We start from the raw sequence: 24,064 nt of genomic DNA, 5'->3' as shown, positions 1-24,064 counted from the left end.
TCGAAATTTAATTTTGATTCCCATTTTTAATAATGTTCCAAAGCCTAAAATCAAGAACTCTAAACCTGAATATATCGATTTGTCTATTTCCTTATTTTCTGATTGACGCATTTTCTAATTATCGGATTATAAGTACTACTTTTGATACTGTCGAGTTATAGTATTTATGTTGAAAAAATTACTTTTTTGGATTGTAATAGGCTGTTTTTCTGGGCTCCATGCACAGGAAATTAATTCGCTGTACAAAACCAAAAAAATTCTTCCTTCCCGCGACACTATTTACATTGAAAAAGAAAGTATTAATTCCAGTTTTTTCAAACTGCTTGACGCCAATGGCAAACCCATCGACAGTACTTTATTTAAGATAGATTTTAAAAAAGGGGCTTTAATTTTAAAGGAAAATAGCTCTTTTAACTCCGATTCGCTTACGATACACTATCTTAAATTTCCTGAAATACTAACCAAAGAATACCGCATTTACGACCCCAGCAGAGTCGTCAGTAATGAAGCAGGGACTGGAAATCTATATAAAATTGAAGATAAAAACCTAAAGAAAAATGTTCCTTTTGACGGTTTGAATACTTCAGGAAGTATTACACGTGGCATTACCATAGGAAACAATCAAAATGCGGTTTTGAACTCTAATTTAGATTTACAAATCACAGGAAAAATTTCCGAAAAAGTAAGCTTGAGAGCCTCCATCCAAGACAGTAATATCCCGTTACAGGATGGCGGCTATTCTCAAAAACTAGATCAGTTTGACAATGTTTTCATGGAGTTATTCAGTGACCAATGGAACATTCGGGCAGGAGATATTTTTCTCGAGAACAAGAAAACCCAATTCCTTAATTTCAATAAAAAAGTACAGGGACTGGCGACTAATTTCAACTTTGGAACCGAAGAAAATAAAACAAATGTATTTGCATCAGCAGCATTAGTTCGGGGACAATATGTCAAAAGTAATTTTGTGGGACAAGAAGGCAATCAAGGTCCTTACAAATTAAAAGGGCAAAATGGAGAATTGTATGTCCTAGTGGTTTCGGGTTCAGAGCGGGTTTATGTAAATGGTATTTTACTGAAACGAGGCGAAAACAATGATTATACGATAGATTACAATGCGGGTGAAATTGTATTTACGCCCCTTTTTACCATAACTTCCGAAATGCGGATTGCCATAGAATATCAATATTCCGACAGGAATTACACCCGTTTTGTAACCTATGCCGGTGCCACGCATGAAAATGAAAAATGGAGTTTTGGAGGGTATTTATATTCGGAAAACGACTTGAAAAACCAGCCGCTACAACAAAATTTATCACAAGAACAAGCCCAAATATTAGTCAATTCAGGAGATAATCCTGACTTAATGACGGCACCTTCCGCCTATGCTGATTCCTATTCGGAGAACAAAGTGCTGTATCGAAAAACGCTTTTTAATGCAGTTGAAATTTTCGAATACTCAAATGACGCTCAACAGGAATTATTCAATGTTCGATTCACTTTAGCAGGAACCAATAATGGGAATTATATCGTGACAAATTCTGCTACAATTACCCGTGTTTACGAATACATCCAACCAATAAATGGTATTCCTCAAGGAAACTATGAACCCATAATTCAGCTCATTGCGCCAACAAAAATTCAAGTTGCCACCTTTTTGGGAAAATACAAACCCAATGAAAAAACGGCTGTCGATTTTGAAATTGGCCTTAGCAACAATGATAAAAATTTATTTTCATCCATTGACGACTCCAACAATCAAGGCTTGGCAGGGAAAATCAACGCAAAGCAACGGCTTTTTTCAAAAAAATGGCAGGTTGATGCTTTTGCCAATTATCAATTTATACAAAAAGATTTCAGATCTGTGGAACGACTGTACAATATAGAATTCGACAGAGACTGGAATTTAGGAACCGCAGCTGTTGGAAATCAAAGTTTATTAGTTTCCGGTCTGCAATTGGACTTAAATCCAGAACCGAAATCCACCAATAAAGGAATGCTGTTGTATCAATTTGAAAAACTGGATTTCTTCGGAAATTTTTCTGGCAGCAGACATATTTTAAATGGTTTGTTTCGAATAAAAAAATGGACCTTTCAAAACCAAGGCAGTTTCCTAAAAAGCGATGGCAGTGTGTCATCGTCGAAATTTTTAAGAAACCAATCTCAAATGCGTTTTCATTTCGATAAAAATTGGGTTGGTTCCAGCTTGCGTTTAGAGGATAATCAAGAAAAAGATAAAGCAACAAATCAATTTTCGACGTTAAGCCAGAAATTTACGGAATATGGTTTTTTTACCGGTCGTGGTGACAGCACTAAAGTTTTTGTAGAATTGGGATATTTAAGAAGAACTAATGACAGCCTTCAAAATGGCTTGATTCAGCGCGTAAATTCTTCCCAGACTTTTATGCTGAAATCTAAATTGATACAAACCAATAAAAGTGATTTGTCCCTTTATGCCAATTACAGAATCTTGGATTTTGTGGATGCAACAAGAAAAAAAGAACCTTCATTAAATTCCAGAATAGTGTACACGGATCGTTTTTTCAATCAATTAATCCAAAGTACAACAGTTTATGAAACGAATTCAGGAACCATTCCACAACAGGAATTTACCTATCTCGAAGTCTCCGCAGGTCAGGGCGTATATACATGGAATGATTATAACGGCAATGGAATTCAGGAATTACAAGAGTTTGAAGTTGCTCCATTTATCGATCAGGCAAAATTCATCCGAGTATTTTTACCCAATCGGATTTATATAAAAACACATCAAAATAAGTTCTCACAATCCGTGACCTTAAACCCGAATCAATGGCAAAATGAAAAAGGATTAAAAAAATTACTTTCCTATTTCTATAATCAAACGGCATTTATAATCGATAGGAAAATGAGAAGTGACGGAGATAATTTTGAATTAAATCCGTTTAGTGGTTCCAATGAAAATGTACTGGGATTAAATTCCAGCTTAAGAAATAGCTTGTTTTACAATAGAGGGAAGCAAAACCATTCGATTACCTATTCTTATCTTCAAAATAAAACGAAAAACTTATTGTCAATCGGTTCGCAAGAAGCTACAAACAGCTCTCATCAAATGCAATATGGACATTTGTACCAAAAAAGTTGGCTGTTCGGTTTTTTTGTCAAAACGATCCAAACAGCCATTCAATCTGAGAATTTTCCAGAAAAAAATTATGCTATAAACGGGTACCAATTGGCACCAAAAATCAGTTATTTATTCTCTAAAAATACCAGTTGGGATATTTTTTATGAATTACAAAGCAAAGAAAACCAGATTGGAGTCTTCGAAACATTACTACAAAACCGTTTTGGAACTGCCTTTTCCTATGCCAGTGATAAAAAAATAACGCTGAATGGAGAAGTTTCTTTTTATCAAAATAAATTTGAAGGAAATGAATTTTCTTCGGTTGGATTTCAAATGCTCGAAGGTTTACAAACCGGTCAGAACTTGACTTGGAGATTGCTTTTGCAAAAAAACATCACACAATTTTTAGACATTAATTTCAATTATCAAGGACGGAAAAGTGAAACAAGCCAAGCCATTCATACCGGAAATGTTCAATTGAGAGCCTATTTTTAATATTTAAATTTGAAACAATTTCATCGGATGACTTTCCAAATATGATTATTTTTTATTATTTTTATTATATAAAACTTAAAATCAAACTATTATGAAAAAATTACTGTTGTTATGTTTCATGATTATCCTTTCGGCAAACTTGCATGCACAAGAAACTGCAGCCGAAAAGAAAGCGGCAAAAGCTAAAACTGAAAAATTGGCTAAAGCCAAAAAGGAAAAAGCTGAAGCAGCAAAAGATAAGGCGGCGATAGCCAAAGAAAAAGCAGAGACAGCAAAAAAAACCGCTAAAAAGAAAGCCGAAATTGCAAAAGAAAAAGTGAAAACTGCAAAAGATAAAGCAACTAAAAAAATAGCTAAAGACAAAGCTGAAATGGCTAAAGACAAAGCAACTACAACTAAAGAAAAAGCAGCTGCCGCTAAAAAAACCGCTAAAGAGAAATCCGAAACTGCAAAAGAAAAAGCAACTACAGCTAAAGAAAAAGTGGAAACTGCAAAAGATAAAGTAGCTAAAAAAACAGTTAAAGAAAAAGCTGAAACTGTAAAAGATAAAGCAGCAGAAACTAAAGAAAAAGCAACCGCGTCTAAAAAAACAGCAAAAGATAAAGTGGCGACAGCTAAAGCAACCGTAAAAGAAAAAGCTACAAATACAAAATCAGTAAAAAAAATTAAAGAAACCAATGAAAAAGCGCCTAAAGTAGCCGATAAAATAACTGGAGAATACAATGGAAAAAAAGTATATACCGGTCCTCGAGGAGGAAAATATTATATTAACTCAAACGGAAATAAAACCTATATCCAAGAATAATTTTTTATAGAAAGTATCTTGAAAAGGCTATCCCTAAAAAAGATAGCCTTTCTTTATTTTAGTCCATCAGAAAGAAAAAGATAGTCTGAAACAGTATTTAATAACTTAATAGTTTAGTAATATTTTGCAAATACAAAAAAGGGCTTAACTTATGTATCTTTCACCTATAAAAAACATTTGACACAATTAGAAATGGATATAAAAACCGCCCCTAAAACTATTTTGATTGCACCTTTAAACTGGGGTTTAGGACATGCCACCCGTTGTATTCCAATCATTAGAGCTTTACAAGATAACAACTACATCCCAATAATTGCCTCTGATGGTATTGCTCTTGAATTACTGCGAAAAGAGTTTCCAAACCTCCAAACATTGGAACTGCCATCCTATCAAATTGAATATGCTAAAAATGGCGCCAATTTTAAGTGGAAATTAATAAAAAATGGCCCCAAAATGGTAAAAGCTATTCTGGAAGAAAAAAAAATAATTCAAAATTGGATTGAAAAATATGCAATAGACGGAATTATTTCGGATAACAGATTGGGGGTTTTCAGTAAGAATGTACCCTCCGTATTTATCACCCATCAATTGAATGTGATGACAGGAAATACAACTTGGATAACCAGTAAAGTACATCAATATATTATAAAAAAATACACGGAATGTTGGGTTCCCGATCTTGCCGGAACTTTAAATCTAACCGGCAAACTAGGTCATGTTGACAATCCAAATCTTAAAACAAAATATATTGGTCCTTTGAGCAGACTACAAAAGAAATTGTTGCCAAAAAAACATGATTTAATGGTAATTCTCTCTGGCCCCGAACCTCAACGCGGCATGTTAGAAAAACATTTGAAAAAAGAGATTGTTAAATACAATGGTAATGTAATTTTCATTGAAGGAAATATCGAAAAGGAACAAAAAACAACAGCAATTGGAAATGTCACGTATTACAACTTCATGAATTCAACCGAACTGGAACAGGCTTTTAACGAAAGTGAAATGGTTCTTTGCCGTTCGGGTTACACTACAATCATGGATCTAGCCCAACTGAGAAAAAAAGCTTTTTTCATTCCAACACCCGGTCAATATGAACAAGAATATTTAGCAAAAAAACTAAAGAAAGAAGGTCTGGTTCCTTATGCAACACAAGATGATTTTAGAATGGAAAACATTCAAGAGATTGAGGAATATAAAGGATTGCCTCGATTAGACACTACATTAGACTGGAAAATATTATTCCAAGTTTTTGAAAAGAATTAATCGTTATTACAACTGTAATTTATAAAACACTTCAAATACACAAGCCCTAATTTAGGTTCCTTCCATAATCAAAAAGCACACTAATTACCATACTTTCAAAGTATATAATTAGTGTGTTTTTATAATAAATCTGAAAAATTAATCCAGATTATCGGAGTCAAATTTTTTGTCATCAAACTTTTCGTGTTTGATAATTTTGGCATTAATCATAAAATAAACATACTCTGCAATATTTGTACAATGCTCCGAAATACGTTCCAAATGTTTTAAAACAATCACAAGATTAGTTCCTGAAACTACCGTTTTAGAATTGATCTTCATTTCATTTATAATATTGTGAATGGCTTCATCACTTTCATTTTTTATGGTATTATTCAATATGAAAATCTCACCTATCGTACTTTCATTACGAGTTAAAAAACATTCATTTGTTTTTATTGTAATAGTCTCCACTTGTCTGGCAATATCAACAATACTAAACTTAACAATTAAGTCATGTTTATCTTTAATATTTTTAGATTTCTTTATGATGCTTATGGCCAAATCACCTATTCTTTCTATTTCATTGCTAATCTGCATGGCTGACATAATAAAACGTAAATCAGAAGCGACTGGCTGATGCAAGGCAAAAATACTTTGACAAACCTCATCAATCTTAACATCCAGTCTATCAATCTTGTTTTCTGTTTTTTTCACTTCTTTACCTTCCGTGACAGGTTCTGAAAGTAATGCTTTGACAGCCTCAGTCACCTGACTTTCGGCTAAATTTCCTATTTTTATTATTATGCCCTTAAGCTTTTCCAGTTCTGTTTCTATGTGTGACCCCATTTTTTAAAGATTTAAAAGATTTAAAATTAAACGATTCTGAATACAAATCAAAATCAATCTTATCCAAATCTTCCTGTTATATAATCTTCCGTTTGTTTTTGTGACGGTTTTGTAAATATAGTTTTTGTTTTATCATATTCAATCAATTCGCCCATATAGAAAAAAGCAGTAGTATCACTCACACGTCCTGCTTGCTGCATATTATGTGTCACGATAACGATTGTATACTTATTTTTTAATTCGTAAATAAGTTCTTCAATTTTGGAGGTCGAAATTGGATCCAAAGCCGAAGTAGGCTCATCCATTAACAATATAGAAGGCTGAATCGCTAATGCACGTGCAATGCATAAACGTTGTTGTTGTCCTCCTGAAAGCTCAAAAGCCGACTTCTTCAGTTTGTCTTTCACTTCTCCCCAAAGCGCCACTTGTTCAATAGAGGTAATCACGCGCTCTTCAATTATTTTTTTATCGGTAATTCCGTTTACTTTTAAACCATACGCCACATTTTCAAAAATGGATTTGGGAAACGGATTTGGTTTTTGAAATACCATCCCGACATTTTTACGCAAATCATCTACATTGGTGTTTTTTGCATAAATATCTTGCCCATCTATCAAAATCGAACCCGTTAGATTCGTATTATCAATCAAATCATTCATTCGATTCAGTAAACGCAAATACGTCGATTTCCCACAACCAGAAGGTCCGATTAATGCAGTAACTGTATTTTCTTTCATGGATAGCGAAACGTCATGCAAAGCTTGAGTTTCTCCGTAATAAAAATTGATGTTTTTTGATTCTATTTTGTGCATACTAATTCATTTTTACTTTTTTTCCAAAATATTTACGAAGCGCATTCGCTAATAAATTAGAAATTAATACGATTATAATTAAAATAAGTGCCGTCCCATAAGCCATTGCCCGAGATGCTTCTATATTTGTTCCACTGGTTGAAATCACGTATAAATGATACGGCAACGCCATGGCCTGGTCGAAAATTGAAGTGGGTAATTTTGGCAAAAAATAAGCCGCAACGGTAAATAAAATTGGTGCCGTTTCCCCGGAAACCCTACCTATGGAAAGAATTAACCCGGTAATAATATTTGGAAACGCAATAGGAAAAACCACTTCACTGGTCGTTTGCCATTTACTGGCCCCCAAACCTAAACTGGCTTGTCTAAAAGTATCATCCACCGACTTTAATGATTCTTCGGTAGTCCTGATTACCACCGGTAAAACCAATAATCCTAAGGTCAAAGACCCCGCTAAAAGGGAATCTCCAAATTCCAGTTTATTAACAAACAACGCCATCCCGAAAAGTCCAAAAACTATCGATGGAACTCCGGCCAGGTTATTGGTCATTTGTTTGATAATCTTTTTTATCCAGCCATCTTTCACATATTCATTCATATATATAGCGGCCAAAACACCTACAGGAAAGGCAAAAATCATACTTCCAAAAACCAAACAAAGTGTTCCTACTATCGCCGGGAAAATCCCTCCCTGAGTCATCCCTTCTTTAGGCATTTCTGTAATAAACTCCCAACTGATAACGCCAATTCCTTTTATTACTATGAAAGCCAATATTACAAATAAAAGACCCACAACGGCATAGCTGGTGAATTGAAATAGTCCAAAAGCAATTTTTTGGTTTCTTCTTTTTTGTTTTGCTAAACGAATTTCTTTAGTCATCTTTTAATGTTTTTTATGGGATCCTCTATTGGTAACCAACTCCACCAACATATTTATGCAGAATGTAATCAGGAATAAAATACATCCCAAGGCAAACAGCGATTGATAATGCAATCCGCCATTTGCAGCTTCACCCAATTCGGCCGCAATGGTAGCCGGAATGGTTCTTAACGGAGCTAAAAGTGTATGCGGAATTATGGCCGCATTACCTGTTACCATTAAAACTGCCATGGTTTCACCAATAGCACGTCCAATTCCTAAAATGGCTCCAGCTGTTATTCCAGATGCCGAATAAGGTATTGTTACTTTATAAATAGTTTGCCAATGGCTCGCGCCTAAAGCCAAACTGGCTTCTTTCATAGCGCGCGGAGTGGTACGCATTGCATCTTCCGAAATGGTGATAATCGTTGGTAATGCCATAATAGCCAAAACAATACTTCCCGCCAATCCTGTTTCTCCAACGGGTAATCCGAAAACACTCTGAATTAAAGGGACAATGACCACTAATCCAAAAAAGCCATAGACCACGGATGGAATCCCTGCTAATAATTCGATAAGCGGTTTTAAAATATTACGGGTTCTTTTTCGGGCTATTTCACTCAAATAAATGGCTGCAGCCAAACCAATGGGCAATGCCAATAGTATTGCTCCAAAACTGACCCATAGCGTACCATAAATCAATGCCTTAACTCCCATTTGTGCAATGGGTTGCGCGGTTGGAAACCATTCTTCTCCGGAAAGAAATTCAAAAATTTTAATTTTGTTGATTTCTAATTCTTTTCCATGAAAATTTTTCGCTTTGTATTTATCCGAAAAAAAGGCAATTACGCCAGGCGTTTTCGAAACATACTCATCTATTTTCGCAGGAAAATGTTCGAAGTTTTCGCCCAATTCGGCTTCAGAATAAAATTCCGTAATATCTTCGGTTCTAAACAAAACGATGGGTTCGTTTTTTCCGCCTAACTGTTTCCAATTAGTGATTTTTTGATCGAAAATATCTTTTACCTGCGAAGGCTCTAATTTTTGTATTGGATTAGTCGAATGTACTGCCAACAAAAAACCTTCTTCAATAGGTTTTTTGGTAAAAACTCCCGCGCCTTCAATAAATAGAAAAAAAACAATCAAAACAACAGTAATACTAGTAGCAGCACTACTTAGCATTAATATAGTCACTATTATTTTCTCTTTTATTTTTTTAAAATTTGTTTTCAAATCTATAGTTTATTTTAACGGCAAAAATACATGAGCCTTATATTCCGAATGTGTTTTACATATTAACCTTGTGTTAATTTAAAGTTAAGCATAAAAGTACGCAAATCGTTTCCGCTTTCCATAAAAAAAAATCCTGAAAATGAAGCAACAAAAAAGGCTGCCCAAAACGGACAGCCTTTTATAACTTAAAAACAAACCTTATTAATTTAGCGGTACATAACCTACTTCAGAAACAATTTTTTGTCCCTCTGGTGACAAAGCAAAATCCACTACCGCTTTTACTTTTGCGGCATTTACTTTATCAAAAATATAGAATAATGGTCTTGAAATTGGGTAGCTTTTGTCTTTTGCAGAAGCTACACTTGGAGCAACAAAGGTCTTCCCTTGGTCATAAGAAACAGAAAGTTGTTTTACTTCTTTAGTCTCATACGCTAATCCAACATACCCGATAGCTCCTTTTGTTTGGCTTACTGCTTGAACAATCGCTCCTGTTGCAGGCATACTCAAGATATCAGAAGCGTAATTTTTTTTATCCATTACTTCTTCTTTAAAGAATTCATACGTCCCTGAAGAAGATTCTCTTGAATACGCTACAATTTTTGCGTCTTCACCACCTACTTCTTTCCAGTTTTTGATTTCTCCTGTATAGATTTTTTCCAATTGCTCACGTGTTAACTGACCTACTTTATTAGCCGGATTAACAATAATCGCTAAAGCATCAAAGGCAACAGTCACTTTTTCGATTTCTTTTTTGGCTTCAGAAAATTTTAATTTTTCTTCTGTCTTTAAATCTCTGGAAGCCATTGCAATATCCGTTGTTCCGTCTAAAAGAGCGGTAACACCAACTCCAGTTCCTCCTCCTACTATGGTAACACTAACTTCAGGATTTGTTTTCATCATTTCCTCAGCCTCTTTCTGTGCCAATGGCAAAACGGTATCACTTCCTTTGATTGTAACTGATGTCGCAGCCGTTGCTTTATCTTCAGTCCCTTTATCTTCATTTTTTGCTTTACCGCAACTTAACATTCCTATTAAAGGTAACATTAAGAATAATTTCGTTTTGATAGTCATCTTATGGTTATTTATAAATTTGTACAAAAGTATATGCGCTACATTAACAATATGTTAAGCCAGTATTATACTATCTTTATTATTTAGCTTATTTTAATAATTATTTAATCCATCCAAAACAAATGACAACAATTTGTTAAAAGTTGAACTGAGCCTGTAATCGCAATAAATTACCTTTTTGTCTGTTATTTGGAAGCGCACTGTCTTCAAACGTTCTATCAGCAATCACCCATTCTGCTACCAATTCAAATGCTTTAATAGGCTGCCATTCAATTCCAAGTTCATAATCTCTTACAACATAACTTCTGGCGTCTTTCTCAAATTTCTTTCCGCCATCATAATATTGGAATTTGGCAAAAGGATAAATATATTGCTGTTTAGGCAAATTCCATTTGTAATTTAAGGTTACATAACCGCCTTCTAAATCAGAAGCTTCTACAGTATTAGTCACTTTATCATAACGTGGTCCTTTCCCAATATTATATTCTGCCTGTAACCCGAATGGTTTTGGGTAAAGAATAAAAGAAGCCGCAACCCTTTGATCTATTGTGTTTTGCCTGTTTGGTGTAGTCACTCCTGTAGAAAGCTCATTATTAGAAAAAGCCCATTTCCCAGTATAAGCTTGTATGCCCGGCTCTATAATTTGACTCCCAATTTCAAAAGGATAACTTACCCTTGTCACTACATGCAAGTTTCTATTTCCTTCCGACCTGTTAGCTGTTTGTCCGTTATAGGCCCCAAACGCGAATACTCCATAATCTCCGGAACCTTTATATCCATCTTTTACCAGCATCGCAAAACGATCTCTGATTTTACTTGGAGCCCAATAAAAAAACACCCCTAGATCTCTTTCGTTTGCCACTGCACTATTCAAAGCATCATTACGATCTAAAGTCAATCGGTTTTGGCTTGACTGCAAATTTTCAAATCCAAAAGGCACTTTACTTTGTCCTATTCTGACTCTGTACTCTCTCTTGGCGTCAAATGATAAATCAAAATACGCATCTCTTAGTTGGACAAAATTATTATTATTCACACTAGAGGAAGGCGAACTTGCAAAGTCCGGTTGAATATAAAAATATACATTAGGATGAATTTGCCCTGAAAATACGATACGAGCTCTTCTTATAAAAAGACCGTTATTCGATTTTGCATCAATGGCTGTTGATGTTGTTCCCCAAGATCTATCACATTGATCACAGGAAACTTTGTCATTGGTAGAAAACAATCCGTTGTACCTTACCTGTACATAACCACGTATTGAAATTTTATCATACCATTGTTCTTTTTTCTCCTTGCTTTTTTCTTGGGCATCCTTTACTTTATTGATGGAGTCCAAAACATGAACTATGGATTTAGTAAACTCTTCTTTATTTAAAGGAACCGTTTGTTGAGGAGTTTCCGTTTTTTTAGAACTTTCCACAACAGGAGTAACTTGTGCAGCTGCTAGATTTACTACAAATATATTTGCAATAATTAATACTATTTTTTTCACGATTAAATGTTGTTTGTTTAGTACCCCAAAGGTGATTGCGTAATGTTAATTAAACATTACGTAATTGTTAATTTAATTAAAAACTAATGTTAATAAATTGTTACGAATAAATATTAACCTATTGTTTATTAACCAGTTACAAATATACCTTTTTTGTACCAAACAAAAACCTTCATGTTATATTAAAAATTACCTAACTTTAAAATCACATTTGACTCTACTATTATTTACCGCGTTTATTTGATTTTTCAAGTGTAAAAGAAAATTCAGATCCAATTCCAAATTTACTGTTTACATAAATTTTCTCATTGTGCGCTTCGATAATATGCTTTACAATGGATAATCCCAAACCGGAACCACCTTCGGTTCTTGCACCACTTTTGTCTACTCTATAAAAACGTTCGAAAATTCTCGAGATATTTTTTTTATCAATTCCTTCGCCATTATCGGTTATTCGAACGATGACTTTTTCATCAGTCAAATCCTCGATGCTTACTTCTGTTGACCCCTTTAATTTTCCGTATTTGATTGAATTTACAATAAGATTCATGACTACTTGTTGGATTTTCTCCTGATCTCCAACAACCATAACGGGCTTATTATATTTCATATCAAACATCAACAGAATATCTTTCTTGGAAGCTTTCATTTCGAGCAAATCAAAGACATTTTGAACTAATTTAACAATGTCAAATTCGGCAATTTCCAAGTTCAAATCCCCAATTTCGAGTTTAGAAATCATGTCTAAATCTTGTACTATATAAATCAGTCTTTCCACTCCTTTTTCAGCACGCTCTAAATATTTTTTTCGGATTGTTTTATCGCTCATGGCTCCGTCTAGCAGGGTTGACAAATACCCCTGAACCATAAAAAGTGGTGTTTTGAGCTCGTGGGAAACATTCCCAAGAAACTCTCTTCTATATTCTTCACGAACTTTTAAAGTCTCGATTTCTAGCTTTTTATCGGTGGCAAACTTTTTTACTTCACGTGTTAGTGTTGCCATATCAGTTGTAATTGGCTGATTCCTGAAACTGCTTGATTCTAACAAAGAGACATCATCGTATATTTTTTTTACCTTTTTATAGATAAAGCGCTCCACTCGATATTGTATTACAACAAATGAAAAAGTAGCAATCGCAATTGCAAAAATCAAACAAAAACGATACGAAAAGGTGAAAAATAAATAGGTCAGAAAACCAACTAATCCGCTAGAAAAAAGAGTAATATAAAGCGCTGACTTCACGGCAAAACGATATGTTTTTTTAAAATTTATTGTCATTTATACTTCAAACTTATAGCCAACTCCTTTTATTGTTTTAAACAATTCTTCTCCTATTTTTTCTCGTAATTTTCTGATGTGAACATCAATCGTTCTTCCACCAACAACTACTTCATTACCCCAAACTTTGTCCAGGATCTCATCACGTTTGAATACTTTCCCCGGTTTTGAAGCAAGCAGATAGAATAATTCAAATTCTTTTCTGGGCAATGCGATTTCAATATTATCTTTAACGATTTTGTATTCTTCGCGATTTATTTCGATTCCGCCTACGTTAAGTGTTTCGCTGTTCTGTTCCTGTTCTTTTAATCGGCGCAATAATGCTTTTACTTTACTGACTAATAATTTAGGTTTAATTGGCTTTGTGATGTAATCATCCGCACCCGCGTCAAAGCCTGCCACTTGAGAATAATCTTCACTTCTGGCTGTCAAAAAAGTGATGATTACATTACTGAGTTCCGGAATCTTTCTAATAGCTTCACAAGCTTCCATTCCATCCATTTCCGGCATCATTACATCCATTATAATAAGGTCTGGCATTTCTTTTTTAGCTTTCGCTATTGCCTCTCTCCCATTTGCTGCTGTAACGATTTGATATCCCTCTTGAGAAAGGTTATACCCTACAATTTCTAAGATATCCGGCTCATCATCTACTAATAGAATCTTCGTGTTTTTTTTCTTCATAAAGCGCAAAAAATTGTTTTTGAATTGTAAATGTAACAATAAATGGGATATTCAAATGGTGTTAACCATAATTTAATATTGGGGTGATATTGAGACCCAAAACAAAACATAACCATAACAAGTCAGTAACTTACATTTTACATTTCAGGCGTTACTTTGCAAAAAAATTAAAACCAAATGAAATTCAAGTTACTATTTTTCACGTTATTAATAACAGCTATTTCTTTTTCACAGAATAAAGGAACAATTTCTGGAATCTTAACAGACAAAGATGCTAATAATCAGTCATTACCTTTTGCCAACGTTCTTATTAAAGGAACAAATATAGGAACAAATACTGATATTGATGGTAAATACACCATAACAATACTATCTGGAAGCTATACCTTACAACTTAGTTTTGTGGGTTATGAATCTGTAGAAATTCCTGTAACAGTAGTTGCTAATGAAACTGTAACCATAAACAAAGCGTTAGGTTCCGGAAGCTACAAACTAGAAGATGTTGTTATAAAAAATACAGCCAGCAGAGAAAAGGAAACGGCTCTTTTATTAGACCAAAAACAAGCCGTCGTAATTAAACAAAGTATCGGTGCCCAAGAAATGGCCCGTAAAGGAGTTAGCGATGTTGAGGAAGGCTTAACAAAAATTACCGGAATCACTAAAGTTGACGGAAGAGGTTTATTCATTAGAGGACTAGAAGACCGTTACAATAACTTATTGATAAACGACTTACAATCACCATCAAACAGTCCTTTCAAAAAAATTATTCCGTTGGATTTATTCCCTACTGATGTTGTGGGTGTATTAAATATCTACAAAACTTTCAATCCTAATATTTCTGGGGATTTTGCTGGAGCAACTGTTAATATTGAAACACCTCAACCAAAAAATATCACTAAATTGAATATTGGTTTTGGATATACGACTAACAATAACCTTCAAGACTTCTTACTTTCTGATGATGCAAATTCTACTAAAGGATCTTTAGGAATGATTGGTAATGACAGAGCGCTTCCTGGTATTTTTGGGTCAGTTCCAAGCGGACAAAAGCTTTCTCCTGCTGAATACGAAAACGGATTTGGTAAAAAATCATGGGATGTTAACAACACAAAAAGTCCTTTGAATTCTAGCATTGGATTTTTACATGCTCAAAAATTCAATCTTGAAAAAGAAAGAAATATTAGTTATATCATGTCATTCAATTTTGATAATAAATACTCATACAGAGAAGGTGTTGACAGAACTTTCAATCTTGGACAAGGAAACTACGACAATAATTTATACAATACACAATACAGCTACCAAACTACTTTTTCTGGTTTAGCAGGTTTGAAATACAAGACAAACCGTTTTAATTTAAGTTTCAATACGTTCTTGATTAAAGCGACTGAAAGCAAAATTCAAGATCAGTTAGGATACACAAACAGCTTAGCGAATCAGACAAATAATCTTATCAGATTGAACCAATACGAAGAATCTAACTATTGGAACACGCAATTGTACGGAGATTATAAATTAACCGAAGATGGAAAACATAGCTTAAAAGCAGGTGGTTCTTATGTAAAAACTTCTTTTCAACAACCTGACAGAAAATTTATCACTGGTGTAAAAGTAAATGATAGCCAAATAAACATGTCTTATGGTGGTAATAACTTGAACCGTCAATTCCTTGATGTAAAAGGAAACTTCTATTACTCTTCACTTTTAGAATATAATTTAAAATTTGGAGACACCGAAGATTCTAATAAATTATCCATTGGATACAACAGTTCGCTGAACGACATGGAATCTTCTTACCGTTTCTTCTCTGGAAGAAGAAATCTGGAGAAAAATTATACTGCCGATTTAAGCACTATTAGCCAAAACATCAACCAAGACATCAACAACGGAATTGTTTATGTTCAGGAAGAGTCTAACGGAGATTATAAAGTAAAATTGAATCAGTTTGTTAATGCGGGATACTTCAATTTATTTATGAATCTTGGAGAAAAATGGGATTTAAATGCCGGAATTAGAGGTGAAAGTTCTACTCGTGAAATAAAATACAGACAGCAAGGTGATCCTTTTGGAAGTGCTTACCGCAAAAAAACAGATGACAAGCTTGATATCCTGCCGTCTATAAATGCGAAACGTATTTTGAACGAAAACAGTAATTTGAGAGTATCATTGGCAAAAACAATAACTCGTCCAGTTGCTATGGAGTTGTTACCAATAAATTACATCAATGCCGATGGAACTTCAGAAAGCGGGAACCCAGATTTAAAAGACAGTGAAAACTATAATGTTGATTTCAAATATGAATTGTTTCCTAACAATAAAGAATTATTTGCTGTAGGAGTATTTGGAAAAATGATTAACGATCCAATTGAAAGAGTTTTCAAACCAACTGCAAATAGCGGTGGTCAAATCACAACTTTTAAAAACTCAGAGCAAGCCGTTATTTATGGTGCCGAAATAGAAATGCTTTTCCAATTGAGCAGAATAAACGAATCTCTTTCTAATTTCTCTTTAGGTTTCAATACATCATTAATGAGTACTGATGTCAAAATTGACACTAAGAAACAAGGTAATGAATTAGAAAACAGCACAAATCGTAAACTGCAAGGAGCTTCAAGCTGGTTAATTAATTCTGATTTAAAGTATGATTTCATCCTTAATAAAGATTGGAAAAACTCTATGACCTTAGTATATAACGTTTATGGAGATCGTATTTTCGCTGTAGGTTCTTCAGGAATTGATCATATCTACGAAAAATCTTTTAGTAAATTAGATTTCATTTGGACTAACTCTATTTCAAAAAGCATTGAACTTAAATTTGGTGTAGATAACATATTAAATCCAAGCTATAAAAAAGAGCTGGGAAGCAAAAGCACTTTAAACATTACAGAAGACTCACTAATTTTAAGAGAATTCAAAAAAGGCGTCGGATTCTCCTTTAACATAGGATATACGTTTTAAAAACAACAACAAAAAAGAGCTATCATGGCTCTTTTTTTTGTTTACATAAGTAACATAAACTTTACATCAAATTCATTGTTATATAATACTTTGATAACAATTACATAACTAAATTTCAGAAGCCCTAGAGTACTTTTGAAATAAATAATTAACAAAAAAACTTATAATTTTAAAATCATTAAAAATGAAAAAATTAGTATTCAGTCTTGCATTAATGAGCTTGGTTTTTACAAGTTGTACTTCAAGTGATGACGATGTAGCAACTACTCCACCGACTGCAACGGGTGAAATCACAGGAGATATCACAGGAACAAAAACGTATACAAAAGGGGTTTATACTATTAAAGGTACTGTTAGAGTAAAAAATGATGCTATTTTAACTTTTGAGGCTGGTTCAGTTATCACTGCTGATGTAGCTGACGGTACAGATGCTTTATTGGTAGAAAAAGGCGGAAAATTAAATATTTCAGGAACTGCAGCAGAACCAGTTGTATTTACTGAAAAATCTAAAACTGCAGGTTCTTGGGGTGGAATAATCATGTTTGGTGATGCTCCTATCGTTTCTGGAAAAGCAGCTGACGGAAGTCCTATTACAACTGCAACTTCTGAAGACGGAACAAATATTGTTTACGGTGGTACAAATGCTGCTCATAATGGTGGTTCTTTGAAATATGCACGAGTAGAATATGCAGGTAAAAAAATCCTTGACGGAAATTCTGAAATGAATGGTTTCTCATTTTACTCAGTAGGTTCTGGTACCGTATTAGAAAACCTGGTTTCATACAAAGGAGCTGATGATGGTTTTGAATTTTACGGAGGAACTGTAAGCGCTAAAAACCTTATTTCTTACGGAAACACAGATGATTCTTTTGACTGGCAAGATGGATGGCAAGGTCAAGCAAATACTAACTGGTATGCTTATCAAACTGGAGCTGGAAATTTTGGAATGGAAATCGAAGCAAAAAGTGTGAACAATACTTTTTTTCCAAAAGTATCTAACATTACTTTAAGAAGAGCTGCCGGTACGGCAACTGAAGCTGGTAACCCACTTGAAATAGATGCAATCCAATTCAAAAAAGAAGGAAACGGAGAATATACTAATGTAGTAATTTCAGGATACACAAATACTGCAACTTCAGGAACTACAACAATAAATGCAGTTGCCGTTAGAATACAAGATGCTAACACAAATACAAATCAAGTTGCAACTGGAAAAATAAAAATGTTGAATGTAAAAATTGCAGACACTAATACTGCTCAATGGGGCGCTGGTACAGCTTTCACAGTTTCATTTTTACCTGCAAACTTCACCACTAGTACAACAGCATCTGGAGCAGTATTGACTCCTGGAGCATGGGCTATTGTTGATGGCGTTAATTTATTAGGGAATTTATAAAAAACACCCGCATTTATTTATATCAAACATCCTGAGAAATCAGGATGTTTTTTTTGGTACGCTTTTTGAATTATTTTTTGTATATTTACTATTCAAACTAATCCAATGGCAAAAAACTACTTTTATATCACCATCTTATTGGTTTTTTTATTCTCTATGAGCGCTGGTGCTCAAGAAACTAAACAACAACCAAAAACACAAGAAACCGCCGTAATTGAAGGTTTAAGCTTGTACCCGAACCCTGTGAGTAATGGCAAAGTCTACATTACTTCAAAAAATGACTTGGATAAAGAAATCATTATCTTTGATGTTTTAGGAAAAAAAGTGCTTCAAACAATGCTTAGTTCTAGAGAACTTAATGTCTCTAATCTTACTTCAGGTGTCTACATTATAAAGATTAATGAAAAAGAGGCATCTGCGACCAGAAAATTAATTATACGATAATACGTCAAGATTTAAATATAAAAGCTTCAATTCACATTGGAGCTTTTTTTATACAGAATTCTAATATAATGAATTCCAAAAACAGACTATTGCTATTTTGTTAATGAGCTTCCCTTAGAATTTTTGATTACTTTTGCAAAAAAAATTCTTGATTACATCCTCCGATATATTTGCTATTTCCAGTCAAAAACAGTTTGAGAAAATCGCCTTGAAAGTGTTTCGTTTCCAATACGAAAACAACTTGGCCTATCAGGAGTTTTGTGATTTTTTGAAAACAGATCCTCATAAAGTAAAGTCTTTACAACAAATTCCATTTTTACCGATTCAGTTCTTTAAGAGTCATGAAGTGGTTTCTAACACCAATCCAATCCAAGAAACCTTTACCAGCAGCGGAACAACCGGAATGATTACCAGTAAACATTTGGTTACTGATGTTACCTTGTATGAAGAAAGTTACCGCAAAGGATTTTCCGAATTTTATGGCAACATTGAAGATTATGTTGTTTTAGCCTTGCTTCCATCCTATCTGGAAAGAGAAGGCTCTTCCTTAATTTACATGGTCAAGGATTTAATTGCATTATCCAATCATCCTGAAAGTGGTTTTTACCTGCACAATCATGACGAACTGATTGCCAAACTCATAGCTTTAGACCAAGCCGGTCAAAATGTCATTCTGATTGGCGTCACTTTCGCTTTATTGGACTTAATTGAAAAACACCAGTTCCAACTGCAGCATACTATTATCATGGAAACCGGCGGCATGAAAGGTAAACGTAAAGAAATGATTCGGGAAGAATTACACGAACAATTGTGTAAAGGATTTGGCGTTTCTGCCATACATTCTGAATATGGAATGACCGAATTGCTTTCGCAAGCCTATTCTTTAGGAAACGGTGTGTTTGAATGCCCTTCTTGGATACAAATCCTCGTTCGTGACACCGAAGATGCTTTGACCTATATTCAAGACGGAAAAACGGGCGGAATCAACATCATTGATTTGGCTAACATTAATTCTTGTTCGTTTATTGCTACGCAGGATTTGGGCAAAAAAAATCCCAACAACTCTTTCGAAGTATTGGGACGTTTTGATAATTCTGATATTCGAGGTTGTAATTTGATGGTTCTTTAAAGTTTATTCGGTAATTTGTTTATTTGGTTAAACAAATCAAACAATTAAACAATTCTCACTACAAAATAATTTTTCTTTCCGCTTTGCAATAACACAAACTGGTTGTTGATTAAATCTTTGGTCGAAAGCACAAAATCTTCGGCAACTTTCTCTTTATTTACAGAAATAGAGTTAGCTGTCAAAGCACGTCTTGCTTCACCATTCGATTTCATAAAACCTGTTTTTTCATTCAAAACAGCAACAATATCAAGTCCGGCTTCGATTTCGGTTTTGCTAATTTCCGCTTGAGGAACACCATCAAAAACATCTAAGAAAGTCGCTTCATCCAATTGTTTCAAATCATCCGAAGTAGAATTCCCGAACAAAATATTCGATGCTTTTATCGCATTTTCTAAATCTTCTGCTGAATGTACCATCACCGTAATTTCTTCGGCTAAACGTTTTTGTAACAAACGCAAGTGTGGTGCTTCTCTATGTTTTTCGGTTAAAACTTCGATTTCTTCTTTTGATAAAAAAGTAAAAATCTTAATGTATTTTTCCGCATCAACATCGGAAGTATTCAACCAATATTGGTAAAATTTATACGGCGATGTTCTGGCTGCATCCAACCAAATATTTCCACCTTCTGATTTTCCAAATTTGGTTCCATCCGCTTTTGTAATCAACGGACAAGTCAACGCATATGCTTTTCCACTGGCTATTCTGCGCACTAATTCGGTCCCTGTGGTGATATTTCCCCACTGGTCGCTCCCTCCCATTTGCAGCGTACAATTTTTTTCTCTGTACAAATGCAAAAAGTCATATCCTTGAACCAATTGGTACGTGAACTCCGTAAATGACATTCCTTCGGCAGCTTCAGAAGACAAACGCTTCTTTACTGAATCTTTTGACATCATATAATTTACTGTGATGTGCTTTCCAATATCACGAATAAAATCCAGAAAAGAAAAGTTCTTCATCCAGTCGTAATTATTCACTAACTCTGCCGCATTTGGCGCATCGGAAGTAAAATCTAGAAAACGGGACAATTGTCCTTTTATAGCTTCTTGATTGTGACGCAATGTTGCTTCGTCCAATAAATTTCTTTCATTCGATTTTCCTGACGGATCACCAATCATTCCTGTTGCTCCACCCACTAACGCTAATGGCTTGTGTCCAGATAGTTGAAAATGTTTCAATAACATCACGCCAACTAAATGCCCTATATGCAATGAATCGGCAGTTGGGTCAATTCCCACATACGCCACACGCATTTGTTCCATCAAATGTTCTTCTGTGCCAGGCATAACATCGTGGAGCATTCCTCTCCAAGTTACTTCTTCAATAAAATTCTTCATCTTTTTAATCAATTTGCACAAAGATAAAATTTATTGTGGATTCGGTTATTTGTTTATTAGGTTATTCGAAAAAAATTATTCGTATTTTCGTAGCATGATTTTAGTCACAGGAGGAACGGGTTTAGTAGGCGCACATCTATTGCTTCATTTAATTGATAATGGAGAAAAAGTACGTGCTATTTATAGAAGTGTCGCTTCAATTGAAAAGACCAAATCCCTATTCGCTACCTATAAAAAGGAATCCCTGTTTGAGCAAATCGAATGGATCCCCGCAGATATTACCGAAGTTCCTTCGTTAGAAATTGCCTTTCAAAATATTGACACCGTTTACCATTGCGCCGCTTTGATTTCTTTTGACCCAAAAGACGAGGATGCATTGCGAAAAACAAACATTGAAGGCACGGCAAATATTGTGAATTTCTGCATTGCTTATGGTATAAAAAAACTGTGTTTTGTAAGCTCTATTGCCACTTTGGGTGATTTACTGCCTCATGAAAAATTCATCACGGAAGAATCCGAATGGAATCCGGAGAAGTCCCATAATGATTATGCCATTTCTAAATATGGTGCCGAAATGGAAATCTGGCGCGGACAACAAGAAGGTTTAAATGTAATAATTGTAAATCCTGGCGTTATTCTTGGGCCCGGTTTTAGAGAACAAGGAAGTGGGCAACTTTTTACGAAAGTAAAAAACGGATTGAAATTTTATACATTAGGCTCAACAGGATTTGTTGCCGTTACTGATGTTGTTCGAATCGCACATCAATTAATGCAAAGTGAAGTTCACAACGAACGCTTTACCTTGATTGCAGAAAATAGTGTTTTCCGTGACATTCTGAATACTATGGCCGATTCCTTGGGTGTAAAAAGACCTGAAATTCACGCAAAACCCTTTTTTATGGAAATGCTTTGGAGATTGGATTGGTTTGTTTCGAATATTTTTCTACAGAATAGAAAACTGACTCAAACAACTGCAAAGTCATCCTATTCGACAACTATATATTCCAACCAAAAGATTAAAGATACCTTGAAAGCTGATTTTATAAATATTAACCAGTACATCAAAGAAATCTCTAATCTCTAAGTTCTTTACTTATTCTATTTTTGTAGTATCCCTGCCAATTTTAGCTTGCTTTGCTCTTTTTTTAATAATGGCATTCTTTTTATTTTTTTGCAATTTGACTAGAGAATCTACGCTCTTTTTATTAGTTTCCAATCGCTTGCTGATTTGTTCAAACATGATTTTATATTCATTATAATCAGATGCATAATAAACATTGCTTTTAGCAAATTGGGCACTGTCAATTTTATATTTTTTAAAAATATAATCTCTCGAATTTATTTTAAAAGTATCCAAAGAAGCCGGATTTTGATATTTTATGGCGTCCAAAACAGATAAATCATACATAATATCTACCATAACGTCTTTTTCTATAAGACGTTCCGGCTTATTCACCACTTCTTCTTTACAGCTTACAAGTAGTGTTATAATCGTTAAAAATGTTATGATTTTTCTCATTTATTAAATTTTATCTTTCGAATAACAAACGTTTTCCTGCACGAATATCTTTTACTTTAAAAGCGGTATAAACCAATTGCCCGTTTACAAAAGTATGGGTAATTCTTGATTTAAAAGTAAAACCTTCAAATGGAGACCAACCACATTTAGCCAAAATATTTTCTTTTTTTACGCTCCAAGGCAAACCTGAATTTACAATTACCAAATCCGCATAATAGCCTTCTTTGATAAAACCACGTTTTTCTATTTTGAAAATTTTAGCTGGGTTATGGCACATTTTTTCCACGATTTTTTCAATGCTTATTTTTCCTTGGTGGTGCGCTTCAAACATAGCCACAACAGCATGTTGCACTAATGGTCCGCCAGAAGGAGCATTCAAATACGATTGTTTTTTTTCTTCTAATGTATGTGGCGCGTGATCCGTTGCAATCACATCAATTCTGTCATCCAGCAATGCTTCCCAAAGCACTTTTCTGTCATTAGCCGTTTTTACAGCTGGATTCCACTTTATGAGATTGCCTTTAGTAGCATAATCATCATTGGTAAACCATAAATGATGCACACAAACTTCGGCAGTGATTTTCTTGTCTTCCAAAGGAATTTTGTTTGTAAACAAATCCATTTCTTTGGCAGTCGAAAGATGAAAAATATGCAAGCGAGCTCCTGTTTTCTTAGCCAGTGCAACCGCTTTGGAAGACGAAATATAACACGCTTCCTCGCTTCGGATAAGGTGATGAACCGTAACAGGAACATCTTCTCCAAACTCAGCTTTGTATTTCTCCAAATTATTTTTGATAGTCGCTTCATCTTCACAATGCACCGCAATAAGCATCGGTGTACTGGAAAATATTTTCTCTAGAGTCGCTTCATTATCCACCAACATATTTCCTGTTGAGGAACCTAAAAATATTTTTATTCCGGCAACATTCTTTGGATTTGTTTTCAAAACTTCTTCCAAGTTATCATTGGTTGCGCCCATCATAAAAGAATAATTTGCATACGATTTTTGGGCGGCCAACTCGTATTTTTGCTCTAATATTTCTTGGGTAACCGCATTCGGAATTGTGTTTGGCTGTTCGATATAGGAAGTAATTCCACCGGCAACCGCCGCTCTAGATTCTGATTCTATGTCTCCTTTGTGTGTCAGCCCTGGTTCTCTAAAATGCACTTGATCATCAATTGCACCCGGAATCAAATAATTTCCTTCGGCATCAATGATTTTACATTGAGAGGATTTGGCACTGATACTTTCTGAAATCTCAACAATTAAGTCATTTTCAATTAATACATCGCCCTCAAAAATCACTCCTTCATTTACAATTTTGGCATTCTTAATTAAAACCCTGTTCATCCT

19 protein-coding genes are annotated in these 24,064 nt (G+C 34.5%); 8 read left to right on the top strand and 11 right to left on the bottom strand.

The features are described 5' to 3' along the window. The first annotated feature begins 166 nt into the window (after positions 1-166). The 3 genes from E0I61_RS03715 to E0I61_RS03705 all read left to right on the top strand — a co-directional run bounded on the left by E0I61_RS03715 (position 167) and on the right by E0I61_RS03705 (position 5,666). Complete coding sequence (locus tag E0I61_RS03715) at positions 167-3,598, top strand: hypothetical protein (RefSeq protein WP_132069487.1); 3,432 nt, start codon at positions 167-169, stop codon at positions 3,596-3,598. 91 nt (positions 3,599-3,689) lie between these two features. Continuing rightward, positions 3,690-4,403, top strand: a complete 714-nt coding sequence (locus E0I61_RS03710; protein WP_131990364.1) for a hypothetical protein — start codon at positions 3,690-3,692, stop codon at positions 4,401-4,403. 192 nt (positions 4,404-4,595) lie between these two features. After that, entirely contained in the window at positions 4,596-5,666 is a 1,071-nt protein-coding gene (locus E0I61_RS03705; RefSeq protein ID WP_132069485.1) for a glycosyltransferase, read from the top strand. 138 nt (positions 5,667-5,804) lie between these two features. Here E0I61_RS03705 and phoU read toward each other — a convergent pair whose 3' ends face one another. From phoU to E0I61_RS03665, 8 genes are all read right to left on the bottom strand, one after another. Continuing rightward, positions 5,805-6,494: a phosphate signaling complex protein PhoU gene (gene phoU / locus E0I61_RS03700; protein ID WP_131990366.1), complete on the bottom strand. Its 690-nt coding sequence runs from the start codon at positions 6,492-6,494 to the stop codon at positions 5,805-5,807. Between the two features lie 59 nt (positions 6,495-6,553). Continuing rightward, positions 6,554-7,306 (bottom strand): phosphate ABC transporter ATP-binding protein PstB, encoded by a 753-nt coding sequence (gene pstB / locus E0I61_RS03695; RefSeq protein WP_132069483.1) that lies wholly within the window; start codon positions 7,304-7,306, stop codon positions 6,554-6,556. Position 7,307: 1 nt separating this feature from the next. Next, the gene (gene pstA / locus E0I61_RS03690; RefSeq protein ID WP_131990368.1) at positions 7,308-8,186 is read right to left on the bottom strand and encodes a phosphate ABC transporter permease PstA; all 879 of its coding nucleotides are present in this window, start codon (positions 8,184-8,186) and stop codon (positions 7,308-7,310) included. A gap of 3 nt (positions 8,187-8,189) precedes the next feature. Beyond that, the gene (gene pstC / locus E0I61_RS03685; protein WP_235832057.1) at positions 8,190-9,398 is read right to left on the bottom strand and encodes a phosphate ABC transporter permease subunit PstC; all 1,209 of its coding nucleotides are present in this window, start codon (positions 9,396-9,398) and stop codon (positions 8,190-8,192) included. Positions 9,399-9,599: 201 nt separating this feature from the next. After that, on the bottom strand, positions 9,600-10,469 hold the full coding sequence (locus E0I61_RS03680; RefSeq protein WP_235832056.1) for a phosphate ABC transporter substrate-binding protein: 870 nt from the start codon (positions 10,467-10,469) through the stop codon (positions 9,600-9,602). 136 nt (positions 10,470-10,605) lie between these two features. Continuing rightward, positions 10,606-11,820, bottom strand: a complete 1,215-nt coding sequence (locus E0I61_RS03675) for a porin (RefSeq protein WP_394346060.1) — start codon at positions 11,818-11,820, stop codon at positions 10,606-10,608. Positions 11,821-12,187: 367 nt separating this feature from the next. Beyond that, on the bottom strand, positions 12,188-13,243 hold the full coding sequence (locus E0I61_RS03670) for a sensor histidine kinase (RefSeq protein WP_132069481.1): 1,056 nt from the start codon (positions 13,241-13,243) through the stop codon (positions 12,188-12,190). Further along, entirely contained in the window at positions 13,244-13,927 is a 684-nt protein-coding gene (locus tag E0I61_RS03665) for a response regulator transcription factor (RefSeq protein ID WP_131990370.1), read from the bottom strand. Between the two features lie 177 nt (positions 13,928-14,104). On the opposite strand from E0I61_RS03665, the gene E0I61_RS03660 reads away from it, so the two are divergent. From E0I61_RS03660 to E0I61_RS03645, 4 genes are all read left to right on the top strand, one after another. After that, positions 14,105-16,885: a TonB-dependent receptor gene (locus E0I61_RS03660; RefSeq protein WP_131990371.1), complete on the top strand. Its 2,781-nt coding sequence runs from the start codon at positions 14,105-14,107 to the stop codon at positions 16,883-16,885. Between the two features lie 184 nt (positions 16,886-17,069). Continuing rightward, positions 17,070-18,281, top strand: coding sequence for a hypothetical protein (locus E0I61_RS03655; protein ID WP_132069479.1), 1,212 nt, complete (start codon positions 17,070-17,072; stop codon positions 18,279-18,281). 105 nt (positions 18,282-18,386) lie between these two features. Then, on the top strand, positions 18,387-18,725 hold the full coding sequence (locus E0I61_RS03650; protein WP_131990373.1) for a T9SS type A sorting domain-containing protein: 339 nt from the start codon (positions 18,387-18,389) through the stop codon (positions 18,723-18,725). Positions 18,726-18,873: 148 nt separating this feature from the next. Next, a complete protein-coding gene (locus tag E0I61_RS03645) occupies positions 18,874-19,854 on the top strand; it encodes a LuxE/PaaK family acyltransferase (RefSeq protein WP_132069478.1) in 981 nt (326 codons plus the stop codon). Positions 19,855-19,898: 44 nt separating this feature from the next. On the opposite strand, the gene tyrS is transcribed toward E0I61_RS03645, so the two are convergent. Continuing rightward, a complete protein-coding gene (tyrS, locus tag E0I61_RS03640) occupies positions 19,899-21,191 on the bottom strand; it encodes a tyrosine--tRNA ligase (protein WP_132069476.1) in 1,293 nt (430 codons plus the stop codon). 94 nt (positions 21,192-21,285) lie between these two features. Here tyrS and E0I61_RS03635 point away from each other — a divergent pair, with 94 nt between their 5' ends. Beyond that, a complete protein-coding gene (locus tag E0I61_RS03635; protein WP_132069474.1) occupies positions 21,286-22,275 on the top strand; it encodes an NAD-dependent epimerase/dehydratase family protein in 990 nt (329 codons plus the stop codon). 9 nt (positions 22,276-22,284) lie between these two features. Here the strand turns inward: E0I61_RS03635 and E0I61_RS03630 are convergent, their stop codons facing one another. Both E0I61_RS03630 and E0I61_RS03625 read right to left on the bottom strand, forming a co-directional pair. After that, entirely contained in the window at positions 22,285-22,710 is a 426-nt protein-coding gene (locus tag E0I61_RS03630; protein ID WP_132069472.1) for a DUF4296 domain-containing protein, read from the bottom strand. 10 nt (positions 22,711-22,720) lie between these two features. Next, positions 22,721-24,061 carry a dihydroorotase gene (locus E0I61_RS03625; protein ID WP_131990378.1) on the bottom strand — a complete coding sequence of 447 codons (1,341 nt, stop codon included), beginning with the start codon at positions 24,059-24,061 and terminating at the stop codon, positions 22,721-22,723. Positions 24,062-24,064: the final 3 nt, after the last annotated feature.

It is taken from the genome of Flavobacterium ranwuense, from assembly GCF_004349315.1.
Classification (GTDB): domain Bacteria; phylum Bacteroidota; class Bacteroidia; order Flavobacteriales; family Flavobacteriaceae; genus Flavobacterium; species Flavobacterium ranwuense.
Note: the sequence above shows the minus strand (reverse complement) of the source record. Positions and strands in the feature narration are given on the sequence as shown.